Annotated in this window: 14 protein-coding genes; 7 read left to right on the forward strand and 7 right to left on the reverse strand. The window is 65.2% G+C overall.

The window, feature by feature from the left end; translation table 11 throughout:
- Positions 1–167 precede the first annotated feature (167 nt).
- Genes ACWI6D_RS05045 through ACWI6D_RS05055 form a run of 3 tightly spaced genes read right to left on the reverse strand, consistent with a single transcriptional unit; the run spans position 168 to position 4,638 of the window.
- Entirely contained in the window at positions 168–1,046 is an 879-nt protein-coding gene (locus ACWI6D_RS05045; RefSeq protein WP_449133891.1) for a dimethyl sulfoxide reductase anchor subunit family protein, read from the reverse strand.
- Positions 1,046–1,663: a 4Fe-4S dicluster domain-containing protein gene (locus ACWI6D_RS05050; RefSeq protein ID WP_449133892.1), complete on the reverse strand. Its 618-nt coding sequence runs from the start codon at positions 1,661–1,663 to the stop codon at positions 1,046–1,048. The genes ACWI6D_RS05045 and ACWI6D_RS05050 overlap by 1 nt, the downstream gene beginning before the upstream one ends.
- Positions 1,664–1,668: 5 nt before the next feature.
- A complete protein-coding gene (locus ACWI6D_RS05055) occupies positions 1,669–4,638 on the reverse strand; it encodes a molybdopterin-containing oxidoreductase family protein (protein WP_449133893.1) in 2,970 nt (989 codons plus the stop codon).
- Between the two features lie 188 nt (positions 4,639–4,826).
- On the opposite strand from ACWI6D_RS05055, the gene ACWI6D_RS05060 reads away from it, so the two are divergent.
- The 3 genes from ACWI6D_RS05060 to ACWI6D_RS05070 all read left to right on the forward strand — a co-directional run bounded on the left by ACWI6D_RS05060 (position 4,827) and on the right by ACWI6D_RS05070 (position 9,169).
- Entirely contained in the window at positions 4,827–6,542 is a 1,716-nt protein-coding gene (locus ACWI6D_RS05060) for a helix-turn-helix transcriptional regulator (RefSeq protein ID WP_449133894.1), read from the forward strand.
- Positions 6,543–6,702: 160 nt separating this feature from the next.
- The gene (locus ACWI6D_RS05065; protein ID WP_449133895.1) at positions 6,703–7,434 is read left to right on the forward strand and encodes a cytochrome c3 family protein; all 732 of its coding nucleotides are present in this window, start codon (positions 6,703–6,705) and stop codon (positions 7,432–7,434) included.
- Between the two features lie 19 nt (positions 7,435–7,453).
- On the forward strand, positions 7,454–9,169 hold the full coding sequence (locus ACWI6D_RS05070; protein WP_449133896.1) for an FAD-dependent oxidoreductase: 1,716 nt from the start codon (positions 7,454–7,456) through the stop codon (positions 9,167–9,169).
- 88 nt (positions 9,170–9,257) lie between these two features.
- Here ACWI6D_RS05070 and ACWI6D_RS05075 read toward each other — a convergent pair whose 3' ends face one another.
- On the reverse strand, positions 9,258–10,814 hold the full coding sequence (locus ACWI6D_RS05075; protein ID WP_449133897.1) for a response regulator transcription factor: 1,557 nt from the start codon (positions 10,812–10,814) through the stop codon (positions 9,258–9,260).
- A gap of 589 nt (positions 10,815–11,403) precedes the next feature.
- On the opposite strand from ACWI6D_RS05075, the gene ACWI6D_RS05080 reads away from it, so the two are divergent.
- Together ACWI6D_RS05080 and ACWI6D_RS05085 are read left to right on the forward strand one after the other, a co-directional pair.
- Positions 11,404–12,717: a chloride channel protein gene (locus ACWI6D_RS05080; RefSeq protein ID WP_449133898.1), complete on the forward strand. Its 1,314-nt coding sequence runs from the start codon at positions 11,404–11,406 to the stop codon at positions 12,715–12,717.
- A 13-nt stretch (positions 12,718–12,730) separates the two neighbouring features.
- Positions 12,731–13,153 (forward strand): potassium channel family protein, encoded by a 423-nt coding sequence (locus tag ACWI6D_RS05085; RefSeq protein WP_303251508.1) that lies wholly within the window; start codon positions 12,731–12,733, stop codon positions 13,151–13,153.
- Positions 13,154–13,655: 502 nt separating this feature from the next.
- Here ACWI6D_RS05085 and ACWI6D_RS05090 read toward each other — a convergent pair.
- A complete protein-coding gene (locus ACWI6D_RS05090) occupies positions 13,656–14,606 on the reverse strand; it encodes an MFS transporter (RefSeq protein ID WP_449133899.1) in 951 nt (316 codons plus the stop codon).
- A 338-nt stretch (positions 14,607–14,944) separates the two neighbouring features.
- Between ACWI6D_RS05090 and ACWI6D_RS05095 the strand changes: the two genes are divergently transcribed.
- Complete coding sequence (locus tag ACWI6D_RS05095; RefSeq protein ID WP_449133900.1) at positions 14,945–15,415, forward strand: MarR family winged helix-turn-helix transcriptional regulator; 471 nt, start codon at positions 14,945–14,947, stop codon at positions 15,413–15,415.
- A 260-nt stretch (positions 15,416–15,675) separates the two neighbouring features.
- The gene (locus ACWI6D_RS05100; RefSeq protein WP_449133901.1) at positions 15,676–16,557 is read left to right on the forward strand and encodes a uracil-DNA glycosylase; all 882 of its coding nucleotides are present in this window, start codon (positions 15,676–15,678) and stop codon (positions 16,555–16,557) included.
- Between the two features lie 790 nt (positions 16,558–17,347).
- Here ACWI6D_RS05100 and ACWI6D_RS05105 read toward each other — a convergent pair.
- A complete protein-coding gene (locus ACWI6D_RS05105) occupies positions 17,348–18,112 on the reverse strand; it encodes a cytochrome b/b6 domain-containing protein (RefSeq protein WP_449133902.1) in 765 nt (254 codons plus the stop codon).
- Positions 18,112–19,053 (reverse strand): 4Fe-4S dicluster domain-containing protein, encoded by a 942-nt coding sequence (locus ACWI6D_RS05110; RefSeq protein WP_449133903.1) that lies wholly within the window; start codon positions 19,051–19,053, stop codon positions 18,112–18,114. The genes ACWI6D_RS05105 and ACWI6D_RS05110 overlap by 1 nt, the downstream gene beginning before the upstream one ends.
- Positions 19,054–19,060 lie beyond the last annotated feature (7 nt).

A 19,060-nucleotide genomic window follows, 5' to 3' on the forward strand; every position in this document is an offset into this window, starting at 1 on the left:
CGGCTTGGAGGCCGCCCCCCGCTTCTCACGTGGAGGGGATGGGACAGGTTGAGCCAGCGGCTTCGCTTTTTGGGGCAAATCGACCTGACAGACGCCCTGTCCCCTCGTCATGTCCCCTTGTCAGGTTGGGGCGAAGGAGGTGCCTTCGCCCTGCAAACCTTGAAGGCTTAGTACATGGTGAACACGGACAGGCCCAGGTTGTAGAAGGCCATGCGCAGGCAGATGGCGCCGGCGAGTGCGGCCACCACGACCACGGTGCCGAAGACCTTCCAGCTGGCGACGTCGCCCTTCTTGCGGGCAAGCACGCAGCACACCAGCGGCACTACGGCGCCCACCACAACGGCACCGGCCCAGATCAGCGCGCCCTGACCGGCGGCCACACCAGCCACGTCGGCGATGGCCTTCGTGGGGCTGGTGGGGTCGAAGTACTTGCCCACCTGCACAAACGCCGATCCGCTCATCTGCAGGAACGCGCCGTACGCTACGGTGCACACCGCGCCGATAGCGGCGCCGACCACGGCCGGCAGGCCGCACGCGGCAACGTCCTCGCCCTTGGCGGCCAGCACCACGGCGCACGTGGCGGGGCCGAGCAGGAACGCGGCGCCAACGATGGACAGCACCTCAAGCACGTTGTTCCACGCGGGGCGTGCCGGCATCATGTACGAATGCGCGCACACGGCGGCCAGCACCACGGAAATCGCCACGGCCAGCACGGCAGCCCACTTCGGCAGCGTGCCGCCATCGGCGGACTTGCGCGCCGCCACGAAGTACACCACGGCAACGATCACGAACACCACGATGGCAATAAGCTCCTGCGTGATGCCGGACGTGATGTGGCCGAAGCCGTTGAAGATGCGCTCCCAGTGCTGCAGGTGGAAGAACACGGCGATGCCGGAAGCTGCCAGCAGGACCACCGACAGCACGCACAGCAGCTGCTGCGACTTCTTGCCCGCGCCCGAAAGCGCAAGCACGCCGGCGCCGCCGAACACGCCGCAGGCCCAGGCCGTCAGCGTGGTGAACAAGATCAAAGGCCACTGCAGTTCCATTATTGCTCGCCTCCTTGCCACTTCATGCGGCGCAAGATGAAGCGCCCGTTGGGGTGATTGCCCATGTCAGGCAGCGTGTACACATCGTCGTCGGTGAAGTCTTCGCAGAAGTTGCCAAGCGTTTCGCCGCGCGCGCCCTTGAAGTCGCGGATGTCGCCGTTCAAGTCGCCGAACCAGCGGGCCATGCCGCCGCACTGCGTGACGCACTGCGGAAGGCCGCCCTGCGCGGTCAGCTGCTGGCACATGGTGCACTTCTCCACCACGCGCTCTTCCTCGTTCAAATAGCGCACGTTGTACGGGCAGGCCATGGCGCAGAACTGGCAGCCGATGCACTTCGACTTGTCGATTTGCACGGTGCCGTCCTCGGCGATGTGGCTGGCCTCGGTGGGGCACACCTCAACGCAGCTGGGGTGCTCGCAGTGCTGGCAGGACACCGTCAGGAAGTACATGTCGATGTCGGGCCAGTTGCCGCCTTCCTCGCGCGGGGTCGGGCCGATGCGCAGCGTCTTGTTCCAGAACGCGCCGACGGGCGCGCCGTTGACCACCTTGCACGCAACGCTGCAGGCCAGGCAGCCGACGCAGCGGTTGACGTCGGTGACGATCGCATATTGCGTCATGTCGCTTACGCCTCCATTCTCTTCTCGTAGTTCGGCAGCCAAGCCTTCAGGCGCGGGTCGGACGCGTCGTGGATGATCTCGGTGCCGTCATCGCCGCAGGGGCAGGGGTTGCCGAACGGCGAGTTCTCGGGTGTTGCCTTGTACACCTTCACGTTGTAGGCGCGCAGGTTCGACGCACCGCACAGCGGGTCTTGGTTCTCGCCTTCCACCAGGCAGTTGATGGTGGACAGGCCATAACCCTTGTCGGCCTGGTCAAGCTCGGGGAACCACCACTGGTGCTCGCAGTTGATGACGCCCTTCTCAACGCCGTAGTACAGGTCGGCCACCTGGCGCACCTTGGCGCGCGGGCTTTCGATCCATACCCAGTCGCCCTGTTCGATGCCCAGCTCGGCGGCGTCGGCGGGGTTGATCTCCACGCGCGGCGCGGGCCACAGCTCGCGGCACCACGGCAGTTGGCGATGCTCGGAGTGGAAGTACACCGGGATGCGGCGGCCGGTGGTCATGAGGAACGGCCATTCCTTGACGATATCGGGGTTGGCCAGCTCGGTTTCCGGCGCGGGCTTCCAGTTCGGCAGCTCCATGTCGGCGCCGGGCATGAACGTCTCGATGGCCGTGGACCAGATCTCCATCTTGCGGGTAGGCGTGGACATGCCCTTCATCGGGTTGCCGGCGGGCGTGGTGCCCACAACGGCCTCGGCCGAGCACATGCCCGTCTCGTAGCGGCGGTACGTGCCCCACACCTCGGGGTTGATGGCGCGGCAGTCCCACCAGCCGTGCTCCTGGAATGCCTGGCGATACTCTTCCCAGGTCATGCCCATGGGCGAGATGGTGCGGTCGTACAGCTGCTCGGGCGTGGGGTACGTCACGCCGGCGGGCAGGCCGAACTCCTCGGGGTCATCGGCGTAGGGGATGCCCATGGCCTTGTACACGTCCACAACGATCTGCACGTCGAAGTGGCAGTCCGCGGGCGGCTCGATGGCGCGGCACGTAGCGCCTTGGGCGCCGGTGGAACCCTGGCTCAGGCGCGGGCAGTCCACTTCCAGCCAGTGGTACACGGGCAAAAGGATGTCGGCGGCGCCGGCCGTCGGGGTCTTCCACAAATCCTGCACCACGAAGAAGTCCAGGCTGTTGAGGCCCTTCCAGTATTTGTGGGAGTTCGCCTGGTTCATGAAGCCGGACGCTTCGCACAAACCGCCGCGCACTGGGTAGGGGTCGGCGTCGATCATGGCGTCGAGCACGGCGTTCGCGTCGGCCCACTGCTGCCACCACGACAGCATGGGGATCTTGTCCTGGCCCAGAATCTTGTTGGGGAAGTACGTCAGGTCGCCGTCCTCGGGGCCGTGGCCGGAAGCGATGGTGGGCTGCGCGTCGTCGACGCCCAGGTATTTGCCCAGGCTGGGGCCGCGGTTGCCGGCGGGCGTGTCCCAGTTGCCCGTCATGCCGACAATGATGTCGAAGATGCGGTTGTTCTGGATGGCGTTGCACGCGTGCTCGGGCGCCAGACCGTACTGGATGCCGCCATTGCCGTAACCGGTGGACGGGTCGATGCGCGTGGCGTAGGTCTTCGCGGCCTTCTCGATGGTCTCGGCCGGAACGCCGGTGATCTTCGCGGCCTTCTCAGGCGCGAACTCGGCGCAGCGGGCGTCCCAGTGCTGCCACACGGGGGCCATCTTGTACTTCTTGCCGTCCTTGAGCGTCACCTCGAAGTCGCCGTACAGCGCCGGGTCGATTTCCGGGTTGAACGGGCTTGGCATGGCAACGCGGCCGGGCACGGTTAGCTTCGGCAGGTTCTTCTGCGGGCTCTCGTAGAACTGGTCCCACACCTCGTCGGGCTCGTTCTCCCACAGGCCGGTCTCGGCGTCGAAGTACGTCAGGTGACCGCTGGGGTCGTTGTCGTGCAGCGGGTGCGCGTCGTCGGTGCCGGCCAGGTCGTCCCACACCATGAAGCGCAGCGGGCTGCCGTCTTCCTTCAGGTCGCATTCCTTCAGCAGGCGCGTGGCCATGGGCTTGATGTCGCACCACGTCACCTTGTGCGCCACGATGGTGCCGCCAGAAGGCTCCATGCCTTCGACAACTAGGAACGGGGCGTCGGTCCAGCGCTTTACGAACAGGCTGTCGTACAGGTTGTTCTCGATGATGACGTTGGCCCACGAAAGCGCTAGCGCGCCATCGGTACCCGGCGTCAGGTACAGGTGCAGGTCGGCCTCGTGGTTGAGGTTCGTCATGCGCGGGTCGATGCTGATGTAGGTGTCAGCGGTGTTGGCGATGTCGACGGTGGCGCGGCAGCTTTCGTCGTAGTTCGAGATCTCGGTGGCGGTGCCCCAGGGAACGAACACGCGCGGGCGGTCGGTGGTGGCCATCCACGAGTACGCGAACTCGGACTGCAGGTCTCCCACGTAGTGGCGCGGGCCCTTGCAGATCTGCCATGCGGTCACGGCGTTCGGGCTGTCAACCAGCTGCAGCCACGAAGCGTAGGCGTGCTGCGTCCAGATGCGCGACGTGCCGCCCATGAAGAACATGGACTCGCCGCCGTACTTCTTCTTCAGCTCCCAGAACTTGTCGGCGATGGTGCTGTACGCCTCGTCCCACGTGATGCGCACCCAGCCGGGGTCGGCCTCGCCCTTGGGGTTTGTGCGCTTCATGGGGTGGTACAGACGATCGGGGTGGTAGGCCGCCTGCAGCGAAGCCTGCGACTTCGTGCAGCAGTTGCCCATGGAATGGAACGCCGTGTCGGCATCGCCCTCGATCTTGATGGCGCGGCCGTCGCGGACGGTCACGTACACGCCGCACTCGTTCTTGCCGCAGGCGCGGCAGCAGCTGCGCACGACGGTGACGTCGCCGGTGTTCTTCTTGCCTTCGACTGCTGGCAGCTGCGCGAGCGCTTGGCTCTCGCTTGCGGCAACAACGCCGACGGCGGCTGCGGTGGCGGCTGCCAGTTGCGTGAACGAGCGGCGCGTCATGTTGAGTTTCGCCATGTTTTCCCTCCTTGCTTCTTCTCTTCGTCTTGCTGTTTCTGCCTGCCGGAATTTGCTTGCGCCCGGCGGGCTGCGGCTATAATACGGAGCGGAAGAGGGCGCCAACCACGTGCGAAATGCACTGTTCGTGTGCCTCGGGGGATTGTTTTTCTCCCATATGGTTTTTATGGGTGCATGAGGGGAATCGCATGAGTAGCACGCAAAACACCAGTTCAGAAGCTCATATGATGCCATATAACCCGCTCTCGGGTATTGCTCGGCTGCGCCCGGACCTGCTGGGGTTCGTGTTCCATCTGTCGTGGCTGTACCTGCTTATGTACTCGGGCGCGGTGGTGGCGTCGCGCACAGGCAGCCTGGTGTCGTTCACGGATTCTCGATATGTTTGTTCATTGTTGGCGCTTGGCGTCACGGTGGCGGTGGGCATCTGGCGCACAAAGGCGTTCATGCGGGTGTGCGAAAGCCGCGCCGGCGTTGTTGCGGCCCCGGTGCTCATGGTGGCGGGCACCATTCTGTATTGTGCGGATGTGCTTGCGCCGTTGAGCGCGTTCGTGGTGGCTGGCGGATTGTTGACCGGCGTAGGGTCGGCGGCTATGGCGGCGCGCTGGGCGTCGGTGTTCGGCGGCACGTCGTCGCGTTCGGTGGTGGAGAACCTGCCCACGCTGCTGGCCGTGATCGTGGTGATTTGCGCCAGCGTGAACTACATCCCGCGCGAGGTGTGCATGGCGCTGGTGGTGGTGTTGCCGCTGCTGTCGGCGGCGGCGCTGCAGTATGCGCGACGCTATCAGCGCGGGTTGGCCGAGCAGGCGTGCGGTGCGGGTACGGGCGGAGTTGGCGCGCTGCGGGACGCGGCCGCGGTCGGTTGCGATGCGCTTGCGCGGGGTGGCGAAGCCGGTGGTCTTGCCGGCGCCGGTGCGGCTACGGCTGGCGAAGGCGGGGCCGCAGGCGCGGTTGCGGCCGGCGCCGCTGCGCTTGCCGCTGGCGAAGGCGCCGCGGTTTTGCGCGGCGGTAAGCGCGCGGTGACTGCCGAGGTGGGATTTGTGGGGCTGATGGGCTTCACCATCGCCGTGATGCCCTCTATTGCCGCCGCTGGTTTCGATTACAGCGCGGTGTTCTACGGGCTTAGCGGCTTGTTCGTGCTGCTGTTCGCCGGCGCCTACATTGCGCGCCTCGAGCGGCGCAACCTGCTCGTGCTGTTTGCGGTGCCGGTTCTGGTGCTGCTTATGGCCTTGCTGCCGCTGGTGCGCTTCGGCACGCAGGGCTTCGGCTCGGCGCTTGAGCCGGTGGGCAACTGCGCGTTCGAGCTGGTGCTGCTGTTCGGATGCGTGCTGCTGGCGCGCCTGACGGACGAAAGCCCCGCGCGCATGTTCTTGATTGGCCGGCTTTCGCTGGCTGTGTTTGATTGGCTGGGGTCGGCGGCCGGTTCGCTGTTGAAGGCCTCGGTCGACAGCGTGATGCTGGCCCAGGTGGCCGGCGTGCTGCTGTTCGCCTCGTGCGAGCTGTTGCTGTTGGGCCTGGTGGTGGCGTTTCTGAGCACCAGCCGGAAGACGGCCGCCGCGGCGGCCGGCGGCGATGGCGTTGCGCCTGCTTCCCAGGCCACCGTGTCCGCGCAGCAGCAGGCCGCTAGCGAAGCGAGCCGCGGCCAAGCGCACGCTTCGGCATCTCCTGATGTCGCGCAACCTGCCGAAAGCTCGCAGGCGCATCTTGCCGCCGTTGCCGACCGCTTTGGCCTGTCCGAACGCGAGCGCGACGTGTTCGCCCTGCTTGCCGAAGGCCGCACCAGCGCGCGCATCCAGGAGGAGCTGTGCATCGCGGCGGGTACCGTGAACTACCACACGCGCAACATCTACAGCAAGCTCGGCGTCCACAGCCGCCAAGAACTCATCGACCTGGTGCGCGGCGAATAACCTGACAAATGACCTGTCCCCTTGTCAGGTTCATCATACCAGCCTTTCACCTGGGGAAACGTAAATATACCCTAGTCTATGCGATGCGCTTGCCCCCTTCTTTTCCTTAGTATGCAGCCTGCGCACAGCGCGTGCGTACCGAAAAGGAGAGGAGACTCTAGTGGAAAACGAAGAGAAGGCCGCGCAGGCCGGCTCGGCGTCCGCGGCTGCAAAGCCCGCGGCTAAGCGCCCCCGTCGCGGCGCCATTGTCGGTGGCGTCATCGCGGCCGTTGTGGTGGTGGCGGGCATCGGCGCGTTCGTGTGGCACGAGCAGCCCAGCTTCTGCAACGCCATCTGCCACACCCCCATGGACGGCTACCTGGAAACGTACGAGGCCGAGCCCGGCCAGGCCGCAACCGACAAGTGGGGTAACCAGGTTGCCGACGCGTCGGGCATGCTGTCGGCCGTGCACCGCACCAACGACAGCAACGCCACGTGCTTAAGCTGCCACCAGCCCGTCATCAGCGAGCAGGTCAGCGAAGGCCTCAGCTGGGCAAGCGGCAACTACACGCTTGTGGCCATCGACGGCAACCCCGCCGGAGAGCTAACCGAGCGCGGCACGTCCCAGCTGACCGAGGCGCGCGGCGTGGCTGGTGACGAGTTCTGCCTGAACAAGGACTGCCACAACCTCACGCGCGAGGACCTCACGGCGCTCACCGAGGTCGAAAGCGACAACCCTGCCGTCATCATCCGCAACCCGCACTCCTGGCAGCACGGTCAGCAGGCGTGCAGCGACTGCCACAAGGCGCACCGCGCAAGCGTGCTTACGTGCACGCAGTGCCACGCCGACATGGAACTGCCCGAGGGCTGGATCAGCGCCCAGGAAGCAAAACTGCTTCCCAACCAGGCTTAACGCGGAAGGAGACAACCTCATGAGCAACAACACCCTAAGCCGCCGCAGCTTCCTCACGGGCTTCGGCGCCGCCGGCGCGCTGGTTGCCGCCGGGGCCATGGCCGGCTGCGCGCCTTCCGTGGCAACGAAAGAAGACGTGGCAGCGCAGCAGACCGCCGCGAAGCACAGCTGGCGCGAAAAGCCCGCCATGCCGTCGAAGATCGCCGAGACCATCGACGCCGACGTCGTGGTGGTGGGCGCGGGCAACGGCGGCATGGTGGCCGCCACCACCGCGGCCCAGGCCGGCGCGAAGGTCATCGTGCTGGAGTCGTGCAACGGCCTGGCGTGCGCCCGCGAGGCCATCGGCGCGTTGAACTCCAAGCTTGCCGGCGAGCACACCGAGGACGTCGCCAAGCTCATCAACCACGCCAGCCAGGTAGAGTCCGGCGACATCAACCCGCCGCTGTACCGCACGTGGGCCGAAAAATCCGGCGAGATGATCGAGTGGATGGCCGACACGCTGGCGCCGCTGGGCATGGTGTTCCCGTTCGAGTGGCACAAGCCCGACGACGAGCACGCCTACTACCCGGCCATGTGCTACAACCCCTGCATGGGCCAGTACAACCCCGACGGCCCGAACTACACGGCCTACCTGCACCTCAAGGCGCTGCGGGAAGTGCTCGAAGGCCTTGGCGGCGAAATCAAGTTCCTCACGCCGGCCGAGCAGCTGGTGCAGGACGCGGACGGCCGCGTGACCGGCGTCATCGCCCAGCGCGAGTCCGACGGCGCATACATCCAGGTCAACGCTGCGAAGGGCGTCATCGTGTGCACGGGCGGCTACGGCGCCAACGACGAGATGCTCGAAGATCTGCAGCCCGGCGTGACCGACTGGTGCGTCACGGGCAGCGCCACGGGCGAGAAGGGCCAGGGCATCAAGATGGCGCTGTGGGCCGGCGCGCAGCTTGAGGCCGGTGGCGGCTCGATGATCTGGAACCGCGGTGGCATGACCGACGACACCACGTTCGGCAAGCCCTACAACGGCAGTCTGTTCATCATGGGCAGCCAGCCGTACCTGCACGTGAACGCGCGCGGCGAGCGCTTCATGAACGAGGACCAGTGCTACCCCATGAGCTACGCCATGGGCTGCAACCAGCCCGGCCACTTCTCGTGGGAAGTGTTCGACGCAAAGTACTACGAGGACGCCGAGCGCTTCGACACGTGCGGCTGCTCGCGCATCGTGCCGGCGCCGTCGGGCACCGCGTTCAACGCCGACGTGTACAGCCTTGAGGCCGTGGGCAAGGAGAACCTCGACAACTTCTGGATCGGCCCGGCGCTTGAGTCCGGCGTGCTGAAGAAGGCCGACACGCTTGAGGATCTGGCCGGCATCATGGGCTTCGAAGGCGAGACGAAGAAGACGTTCCTGGCCACGGTCGAGCGCTACAATCAGCTGTATGACCAGGGAGAAGACGTCGACTTCGGCAAGCCGGCGTACCGCATGAGCTCCGTGACGCAGCCGCCGTTCTACGCGGCGCGCATCGCCGGCACCATGCTGGTGACCATGCACGGCGTCATCACCGACACGAACAGCCAGCCGCTGCGCGAGGACGGCAGCGTCATCGACGGCCTGTACGTGTGCGGCAATGACCAGGGCGGATTCTATCCGCACCATTACCCCAGCAACTTCACGGGCATCAACGCCGGCCGCACAGCCACGTTCGCCCGCATCGCCGCCAAACACGCCTGCGGCGTGAAATAGCTGGCGAAGGGGAAGCGCAAAACGAAGGCCGACCGGGTTGCTCCCGGCCGGCCTTTTGCTGCTTGCCTGGGATGCGGAAGGACGCCCACTATTCTTGCGCCATGACCAGGTCGATGAGTTCTTGGCGGCTGTGCACGTCTAGCTTCGCGTAGATGTGCTTGGCGTGCGTGGCGGCGGTGTCGCGGCTGATGAACAGCGCGTCGCGCACGTAGGGGATGGAGCGGCCGTGCGCCAACAGGCCGAACACCTCGGTTTCGCGCGGCGTCAGCTTGTAGTCGCGCGCCAGCTCGGCGATGCGCGCCTCCAGCGGGTCGGCTGCAGAATCTTCCGGTTGGTTCGGCTGCTTCATTTGAGCCGGTGGGTGAGTGGCGCCGCCGACGTTTTCGATGGTCGTTTCGCTTGCAGGCTGGGCTGCGTTAAGAGTCGTCGTTTGGGGGATTTCCTTTGCGTTCAGGTTATCCCAGTTCGGGAACAGGTTTCCCTCGCCCATGGCTAGCATGAACGCGGCCACCGTCGCCACGATAAGCACCGCCGCGGCCGTTGATGTGCTGACCGCGCCATACCCGATGGCGGTTTTCAACGGCACGGAAATCATGACGCCCAGCAGGTCGCCCAGGTGCACGAACACCCAGCCCATGCCGTACGCCTGCACGGCCGTGGCCTTGCCGCGCGCGGCGTATACGGCGAAGTACATCTGCGTGATCAGGCAAAACGCGAAGCGTGCGGCAATGCCCACCATGGCGGCGGCGTATGCGCCCACCGCCGGCCCGGCCACGATGAGCGCGGCGAACCCGGCCACCATCACCGGACACATCCATCGGTAGGCGAACCCCAGCGACACGCGGCGCGGGCCGGCGGTTGCCGAGATGCTGACGGCCAGCATGAACAGCGCGCTGGCCACGAAAATGCCCGCCGCGGGCAGGGCGTCGGAGCCTTCCGAAATCCAGAACGACCCCTCGACGCTGACGAACAGGCAGGCCGCAAGGATGCCGAAGCCGACGTGCCCCATGTTTGCTGCCGCCTCGGCAAACGGTGCCGGGCGTGCGGGTGCTGCCGCGTAGTCGGCAGGCTGCGCGGCGGCGGCGTGCGGCCATTCTTTCGCGAACAAGAAGCCGCTGACCAGCGGGAATGCGCTCACCGCAACAATGGCGGTAGCCGGGGGCGCCACCATGACCGCCAGCGACAGCAGCGCCGCGATGACGGCGGACGCCGGCGCGCACGACTCGATGGCGTCCTGCGACAACTTCGCGTACAGTTGGCCCCACATCAGCCACATCAGCCCGCTGCCCGCGCCGGTGGCCACGGCGGCGGCTACGAACAACAGCGATGACAGCAGCGCATCCGGCGCCGGAACCAGCAGCACCGGTGTGGCCGCCGCGGCAACAAGGGGCGCGCCGACGATGATCTTGCGGCTTGCCGTGGGCGGCCCCAGACGTTTTTCGGCTGCCACCGCGATGATAAGCGTGGCCACGGCGCTTCCCACCGGCAGCACGTTGAGCAGCAGCTCGGTGGGCCCGCCGCCCGTTTGCTGCTCGATGGTGCTGGCCAGCCCGTCCATGGACCCCGAGTAGAACACGCAAAACACCCACGCCAGCAAAAACGCCCAGCCCAGGCACCGCACATGCGGCCTCAATCCTGCGAACATGCTCCCCCTTCCACCGCGACCGCCATGCGTCCGCGTGATGCAACCGTTTGCGAAAGCCCCGCCTGCCGCGATAACGTTCGCGTCGGGATTATTCTTCCGTATACATCATAGGGTATGCACCCTCGCAAAAGGAATCACCCATTTTCGGGTATTGACGATAAACTCCCTGCTCAGCGCCGAACCTGGTACCTTGCCAAGTTCTAAACTCTGTAGAGACGTCGCTGCTGCCCGTGCAGGACTTTCGGGTCGATTTTCCTTTTCGTTGGTTCCAGCTTGCCGGGCTTCGTCGGTTTTGCCCTGCTGCGCGGGTACAATAGGCGCAACTTGTGGTGCGATGCAGCTTGCGGACGCGCTTGCGGGCGCGTTCGCGTCGTCCGCGCCGCACGACCGCAGTGCGTGACTGCCTAGGCCATGGCGAAGCTGCTGCGCCAGCTGATGCTGCTGGCTTCTTGCCGCTGACGCAATGGTCGGTCGTTGACCGTTGCGGGCACGGCAGCCCGCCGGTTGTCGCCCGCTGCTGCCGCAACGGCCGGCTGTTCACCGTTGCGGCAGCGGCTGGCCGCTGCTCGCTTTAACTTCGGGAGGGAACATGGGATTGCTTGCGAAACCGCTCAACCGCGTGCTGTTTTTGGCGTGCGTGCTTGTCACGGGCGCGCTGGCCGGCGCGTTCGTGTGGGCGTTTTTCTTCTGCATGGACATCGGTATCGAGTTCGCGTGGCACACGCTGCCCGAGGCGCTTGGCGCGGCGGTGGGCGGCGCGCTGCCCGGCATGCAGCCGGGTCGTTTCGGCGTGCTGGCGTGGCCGCTTGTCATGTGCGTGGGCGGCGGCCTGGTCATCGGGCTGTACGAAAAGCACGTGGGCTTTGCGCCCGAAGAGCTGAACAGCGTTATGGCCCGCGTGAAGAGCGAAGGCCGTTACCCTTATGACCACCTGGGGAAACGCTCGATTGCAGCCTTGCTTCCGCTGCTGTTCGGCGGCAGCGTGGGCCCCGAGGCGGGGCTTACCGGCGTCATCGCGGGCCTGTGCACGTGGGTGGGCGACCGCATGCGCCGATTCGGCAGCGACTTCCGCGCCATGACCATGGTGGGCACGCAGGCGGCGCTGACGGCCGTGTTCACCGCGCCGCTGTACGGGTTTGCCGCGCCGCTTGCCGGCACGCCCGACGGGCGCGCGACCGCGGGCGCCGGCGCGGGCGACGAGGTGGACATCGTGCTGCCGAAGGCGCAGAAAACGGTGGTGTACCTGTGCGCGGTGGCCGGCGCGCTTGCCGCGTTCGTGGGGCTTGGCCAGGTGTTCGGCGGCGGGGGAGGCCTGCCGCGCTTCACGGCCGCCAACGTCGGCGCGGCCGAGCTGGCGTGGCTGGTGCCGCTGGCGCTTGCGGGCACCGCGGCGGGCTGGGTGTTCCACGCGTCCGGCGGCGCAACGCAGGTGCTTGCGCGCAAAATGGGCGCCCGTCCGGTGGCGAAATCCCTGCTCGCAGGCGTAATTCTGGGGCTGTGCGGCATGGCGCTGCCCTATACCATGTTCGCTGGCGAGGCGCAGGCAACCATGCTGCAAGCGGCGTATGTGGCCATCCCGGCCGCCGCGCTCATTGCCACGGGCTTCGTGAAGGCGGCCGTCACGCCGTTGTGCATCAACCTCGGTTGGCGCGGCGGGCATTTCTTCCCCGTCATCTTCTCGGGCATCTCGCTTGGCTATGGGTTCGCCCTGGTCAGCGGCGTCGACCCCGTATTCTGCGTAGCGGCGTGCACGGCGGCGCTTATGGGCGCGGTCATGCGCCAGCCGCTTATGGCGGCGCTGCTGCTGATCATGTGCTTCCCGCTCAAAGGCGTGGTGGTTATGCTGGCAGCCGCCACCATCGGCGCCGCCGTCCCCCTGCCAAAAGTTCTGCGGGTGAACTAGCGAAAGGAACGTCATGCGGAAGTTGCGTATGTTGATCGAGATTGAACGCCAGGCGGGGTTTGGGCCGATCACGGCGGTGTTTCTGGCCGTGTTCGCGCTGTGCTCCGTGGCGGTGTGGCTGGCCGACCCGGCCACGAACACGCTTGGCGACGGCCTGTGGTTCAGCTTCCAGGCCGTGTCCACCATCGGCTTTGGCGACATCACGGCGGCCGGCCCGGTGGCGCGCGTGACCACCGTCGTGCTCAGCGTGGTCAGCATCTTCTACATCGCGCTGATCACCGGTGTGGTGGTCAGCTACTGCAACGCCATGGTGCGCGCCCGCCAAGAGGGCACGCTCGCGCACTTCATGGACAACCTCGAACGCCTGGAGGACATGACCCCCGAAGAGCTGGCCGCATTCTCCCAACGCGTCCGCGAATACCGAAACCGCAGGTAGCGGGGGCGCGTGTTCGTATTCAGCTTCTCGCGAAAACGTCCACTGTTTGCCAAAATTTGGAGAAGCTGAACGAATCGGGGACAAATTTCGCCGAAGCTGAAAAGCCGCAAAGCGAATCGTGCTTGCCGTTTTGCGAACGCTTTTCGGCATCCGTAAAACCCCAGGTCACAGGCTTGCATCACTTCTACGGTTGGCGAAGCCCGTCCTTTGTTGCACGCAGTTTCCCGCAGAGCATTCAGGAACGCAAAAAACTGTCCAACAGTGGCCATAATTTCGTGTTCCTGAACACTGCGATGCCCGGGCTCCTCGGAGGCACCTGGACGTTTTTGAGTGCGCGGAAGTAGGGGGCCGGCGAAGAGCGTTATAGTGGCCGCTTGGAACGGCCGACGGTGCCTCCGGGTGCCGTTCCGCATGCATAAAACGCCCGGGCCTCTGGTGGGTGCCCGGGCGTTACGTTAGTTCGCGAGCGTTTACCGGCTCGCGAGCGCTACCGGCTTGCGGCCTAGTTCCCTGGCTGCTCGCCGGTGATGATGGCGTGCAGGATGTTGCGGCGGCTCAGTGCGCCCACCAGCACGCCGTCGCGCGTGACGGGCACTTTCTTGATCTTGCGCTTCGCTAGCACGTCGCACGCCACGTCAAGCGGCGTGTTCACGTCCACGGACACCACGCGGCTTGCGACAGCGCCCGCGCCCGCCTTCGCGCGCTTGCCGTCGCGCACCAACGCCACGATCAGCACTACAGCCACGCCGGCCAGAAGCGCCGTCGTACAGAACGCCGCATGGTAGCCGAGAAACGTGTTCTCCAGCCCGGTCAGGCTGGTCGTGTTCGCCGAAACCGTGGCCGCAACCGACACCAGAAGCGCGGTGCCGAACGACGCGGCCACCTGGTTCATGGTGTTGCTGGTGGACTGCGCGTGCTGGATGGCGTCGTTGGGCAGCGAGTTCACGCCCCACGTGTTCACGGGCGTCATGGTGAACTGCATGCCGATGGCCATGACGGCGTACACCAGCGTCACCGCCACGATGGGCGTGTCGATCTGCAGGCTGGCGAACCCGATCAGGCTCACGGTGATGCCCGCGGCGCCCGCCAGCACCGGGCGGCGCACGCCGTGCTTGTCGAACAGGCGGCCGGCGAACAGGCCGGTGAACGCGCCGATGACGGCGCCGGGCAGCATGGCGATGCCGCTGAACGGCAGCACGCCCTGGATGTACAGCGGCATGATGGTCTCCATGCCGATAAGTGCGGCCTGGAACAACGCGATGATGATGACCACCGCTTCGGTAAGTGCATAACCCGAGGTCAGCCATTGAACCGTGGTGGAATCAACGCCCATGTCGCCCATGATGGTGGGCAGCGCTGGCGTCATAAGCGTTGCATTCAGCACGGCCAAAAACGCGCCGGACAAAAGCACCGCCATCATGCGGAATTCCTTCTTCGAAATGCCTAAACCCATGAAACCTCCTGTCGGCAATGAAGGCGACCACGAGGCCGCCGTCGATTGACAATTAACAAATGATAAATATCAAGCGGAAAGTATACTCCCTCGTTATTGACAATCATCAACCGTACACACAAAATGGCAAAAGAAATGGCTTTGCTAGACCAAGCGGATTAAGGCCGGGGCGGGGTTGGACGATCCGATTGCCCGATGGACGAACCCACCCCGCTCCGTCCCGCTCGCCGGTCCCAGCCATCGCGCGCGTCGACCCCGGTCTAGCCGAGCTAACAGGATCAATGGCCGCCGCATTTCGGTGCACACCGCCGATGCGCCCGGCCGATAGGTAGGTTCGCATGACCAGCAACGAAAACGCGGAAGATTTACGGGGCCGCCTGGCGCCCGAGGAAGTGGTGCTCGACGCCATGGGCGCCTACGAGGGCCTGGCCCGCTGCGCCATTATGCGCAGCCGTGGTGACGGGCTGTCGAAAACGCAGACGGACATCATCATCCGCTTGTCGTTTTGCGGGAAGTCCAGCATGACGTCTCTGGCCGATGACCTGGCCGTTTCCAAAGAGCACATCACGCGCGCCGTCAACGCGCTCATCGAGCGGGGCCTGGTGGAGAAGCATCGCAGCACCGAGAACTTCCGCTTGGTGAAGGCGTCGCTTACCGAAGAGGGCACGGCCATGGCGCACACCATCCGCATGGCGTCCATCGAACGCTTAAACGAGCGCCTGGCGAAAATTCCGCCCGAAGACCGCCAAGCGCTGCTGGAAGCATCCGAGCAGGCCCAAGCCATCATCAACAAGATTCTCACCGCATAGCGCAGGGACGGGCGGCGCGGTTGCCTGGGCATGTTATTGCGTTTCGTGTGGTGCGGTTGCATTTGGTGATTTGCCTGGGCTTCGTGGAGTCGTATCGTAAGGAATCTGATATTTGTCGCTAGGTTTTGCTGCTTTCGATTGGCGTTTAAACTGGCAGACATGGTGCAAGTTGCAGCGCGAACGGCGGCAGCGGGCGTGGGCGCAAAAGACGGCAACCGGCGCCGACGCCGCCTGGTCGGCCCTCAACCAGTAAGGACATCATGAGCAACATCGAGAACAAGGCGAACACCGCCGCCACCGAAAACCCCAACGTGGCCGCTTGGCTTGCCGGTGCGCCGGCCGACGTGCGCGACACCACCGAGCGCCTGCTGGCCGAAGTGGCGGGCCTTCGCGCAACGCAAACCATCTACCCGCCGCAGAACGACATCTTAAACGCGCTTGCGTTCACGGCGCCGGCCGATGTGCGCGTGGTCATTCTGGGGCAAGATCCCTATCACGGCCCGGGGCAGGCCATGGGCCTGTCGTTTTCGGTGCCGCAAGGGTGCAAGCTGCCGCCCAGCCTGCGCAACATGTACAAGGAACTGGCCGCTGACCTGGGGTGTTCGCAGCCGGAAAGCGGCGATCTCACGTCGTGGGCGGCGCAAGGCGTGCTGCTGCTCAACACCACGCTCACCGTGCGCGAGCACGCGGCGGCGTCGCACGCCAAGCTGGGCTGGCAGGTGCTTACCGACCACGTGGTGCGCCGCTGCCTGGAGCTTCCGCAGCCGGTGGTGTTCCTGACCTGGGGAAAGCATGCCATCGACCTAGTGGCGAAAGCTCGTGCGCACGTGCAGGGCGCAGCGAGCTCTTCTCGCACGGGATCGCGGACGGTTTCGCATGCGGTGTCTGGTGCTCGGGCGTCCGAAATCGTAGCTGCGCCAACGCCCGAGGGCGCAGGCGTCCTCGGCTTGTCGCCCCTTGCAAGCGAAGGCGTTCTTGCGAACAAGTATGTGTTGGCGTCCACGCATCCCTCGCCGCTGTCGGCAAACCGCGCTACGGCAACGCTGCCCGCCTTCATGGGATCGCGCCCCTATTCCCAGGTCAACCGCATCCTGCAACAAGAAGGCGAACCCCCCATCAACTGGCAAAGCGTCTTGGGGTAGGGACCGCATCGCGCGCGGGGCTATCTCCCGAATCTTCTAGGACTCCCAAATCTTCGGAATCCCCCCAGATCTTTCGATTTCCCGTAGGGTCGAGCGAGAGCTCGGCCCAGCCAAGAAAGCGCCAAAGGCGCGCCGCTGGCTTCGCCGTCTGGGGTTGGCACGATTTCGACCTTTCCGAGCTTCTTAACTTGCTCATGCGAACTTTTTGGGCAGGAAATTGAACTTTCCGAATCTGACAACATCGAATCGAGTGGATCAAGGCTCGGAAAGTTCAATTTCCTGCCATTTTCAGCTTCCCCGATGTATCTACCCCCGGAGAGTTCGGTTTCGTGTCATTTGCACGAAACTGCCGGCGCACGCCGACGCCCGCGCGTTCTCACGTTGCGCTTCCGTGCGCATACGAAAAACGCCGGTGTGCTCCCGCTCCCGCTCCCGTGCTCTTGCACAAACGCCGGCGCATTCCCGCTCCCGCGCCCTCTCCCAAAACGAAGGCGGGACGGGGTTTGTGCCCCGTCCCGCCTTTCTGCGTCCCGATATCTCAACAGGCTGCCTTTGTGGGCGTGCCCGCTGCCGGTTGGTTTTCGGGTGCCGTCCACGCCTTCTGGCTGCGGCCGGCATCCGATTGTTGGCCGCTTTGCCAGCTTTGCGGCCCATTGGTGGCGGGCCATCGAGCTGGTCGGCATCCGCCGTGCCGCCTGCCCGCAGCTTGCGCGCTGCTTACTGACGCGGGCCTGCAGCTCGTCGGCTTACGGTTGCGCGACCTGGGGCCGCGCAACCAACCGCAAACAATCTACTTGCGAATGACCTTCTGGCCGCTCTCAAGTTCCTTGCGTGCCCAGTGGCCCCAGTGGTACAGCGCGTCGGCTTCGGACACGGTGCCGTCGCCGAACATCAAGCGATGCGTGCCGCGGTAGGGCTGGAAAATTCCGGCGCCCAGGAAGATGTGCGCCAGGCCGAACACGGCAATCAGCAAAAAGCCCAGGTCATGCAGCCACAGGATCACGCCATACGCGCCGCCCAGGCTGATAACGGAAGACCCGATCACCAGCAGCACGCCCGTGACGGCCATAAGCGCGCCGGCAAGCCACAGCATGCCGTCGGCGAAGCGCTGGCCGGACTTCACCTCGTCCTGGTCGGGCATGTGAATCCACTTCGCCATGAACAGGTAGGGGAAGAACAGCAGCATCCACTTCTTGTCGTCGGAATTCCACTTCGCGAACAGGTTCTTGAAGATGTGCGCCACGCCCTTCGGCGCCGCAATGGCGCTGATGAGCGGCACCAGCACGAACACCGCGCCGATCACGCGATGCGACATGCGGATGGCGAACACGGTGTCCGCGCCCGCGGCCTGGCCCAAAGACGGCACGAACACGAACAGGCCGGAGATGCACAACAGGATGCAGGCGATGATGGTGATGCCGTGCGTCCAGCGCGCCTGACGCGAGTGGCGCACGATGCGCTTTTCGCCCAAACGGCGCGCATCGGCTTCGTGCTGCTTCAGAAACTCCCTGTCGGCAGCTAGCTGATTAGGGGAAACGTTCACGGTCTTGCTCATTACCGGCCTCCCTTCTTGCCGATGTTCTCGGTGATGTGCTCCATCACCGACATCTCGTCCTGCCCGTCGCCGTGCTTGACCACCGCGCCGGTGGCAACGTCGATGGTGTCCTTCGTGGCCGGGTTGTACGCCAGCTTGTCGCGCTTGTAGCCGGCGGCCAGGCCGAACATGGCGGCCAGGCCCACGACGGTAAGACCGCTCAGCGCGCCCGTGATCGGCTTCATGACCTGCGTCATTGCCACCGTGGCCGAAACTTCCGGGTTCTCCGGCAGCTCGTAGCGGTCAAGCGGATACTTCAGCACGTGCAGCACGTGCGCACCGCCGATTTGGTCGGCGCCGTACAGGCTGGCGTCGGCGAACCCGCGTCCGCGCAGTACTTCCACGCGCTCGCGTCCGTAGGCCAGCATCTCCTCGCGCGTGCCGAAGCGCAGTGCCTGCGGCTGGCACGTGGACACGCACGCCGGGGCCATGCCGTGCTCGACGCGGTCGGGGCAGCCCGTGCACTTGTTGATGATGGCGCGGCCCAGGATGCCATTGTCGCCGTCGTAGCGCGGCACGTTGTAGGGGCAGGCGTCCAGGCAGTACTTGCAGCCCACGCACTTCGACTGGTCAACTTCTACAAAGCCCGTGTCCTCGTTGCGCACAAGCGCGCCGCCCGAGCACACCGCGGCGCACGGCGCATCTTCGCAATGCATGCACGACCGGCGGCCAAACGCCCACTCAACCGGCTTCCGACCTGCGCCATCGCGCTCGTCGAATGTCATGATCAGGCGCGTGGTGCTATTCAAATCCGGCGGATTTTGGTACGTGCCCGTGAAATCTTCCTTCGCGTTCGCGCCTTTCATGTACGACGGCAGGTTGTTCCAGCATTTGCAGGCAACCTGGCAGCCCTTGCAGCCCGTGCACTTCGAGGAATCGAACAAAATTGCCATCTCAGTCATCTTTCGC

Source organism: Senegalimassilia sp., assembly GCF_977052095.1.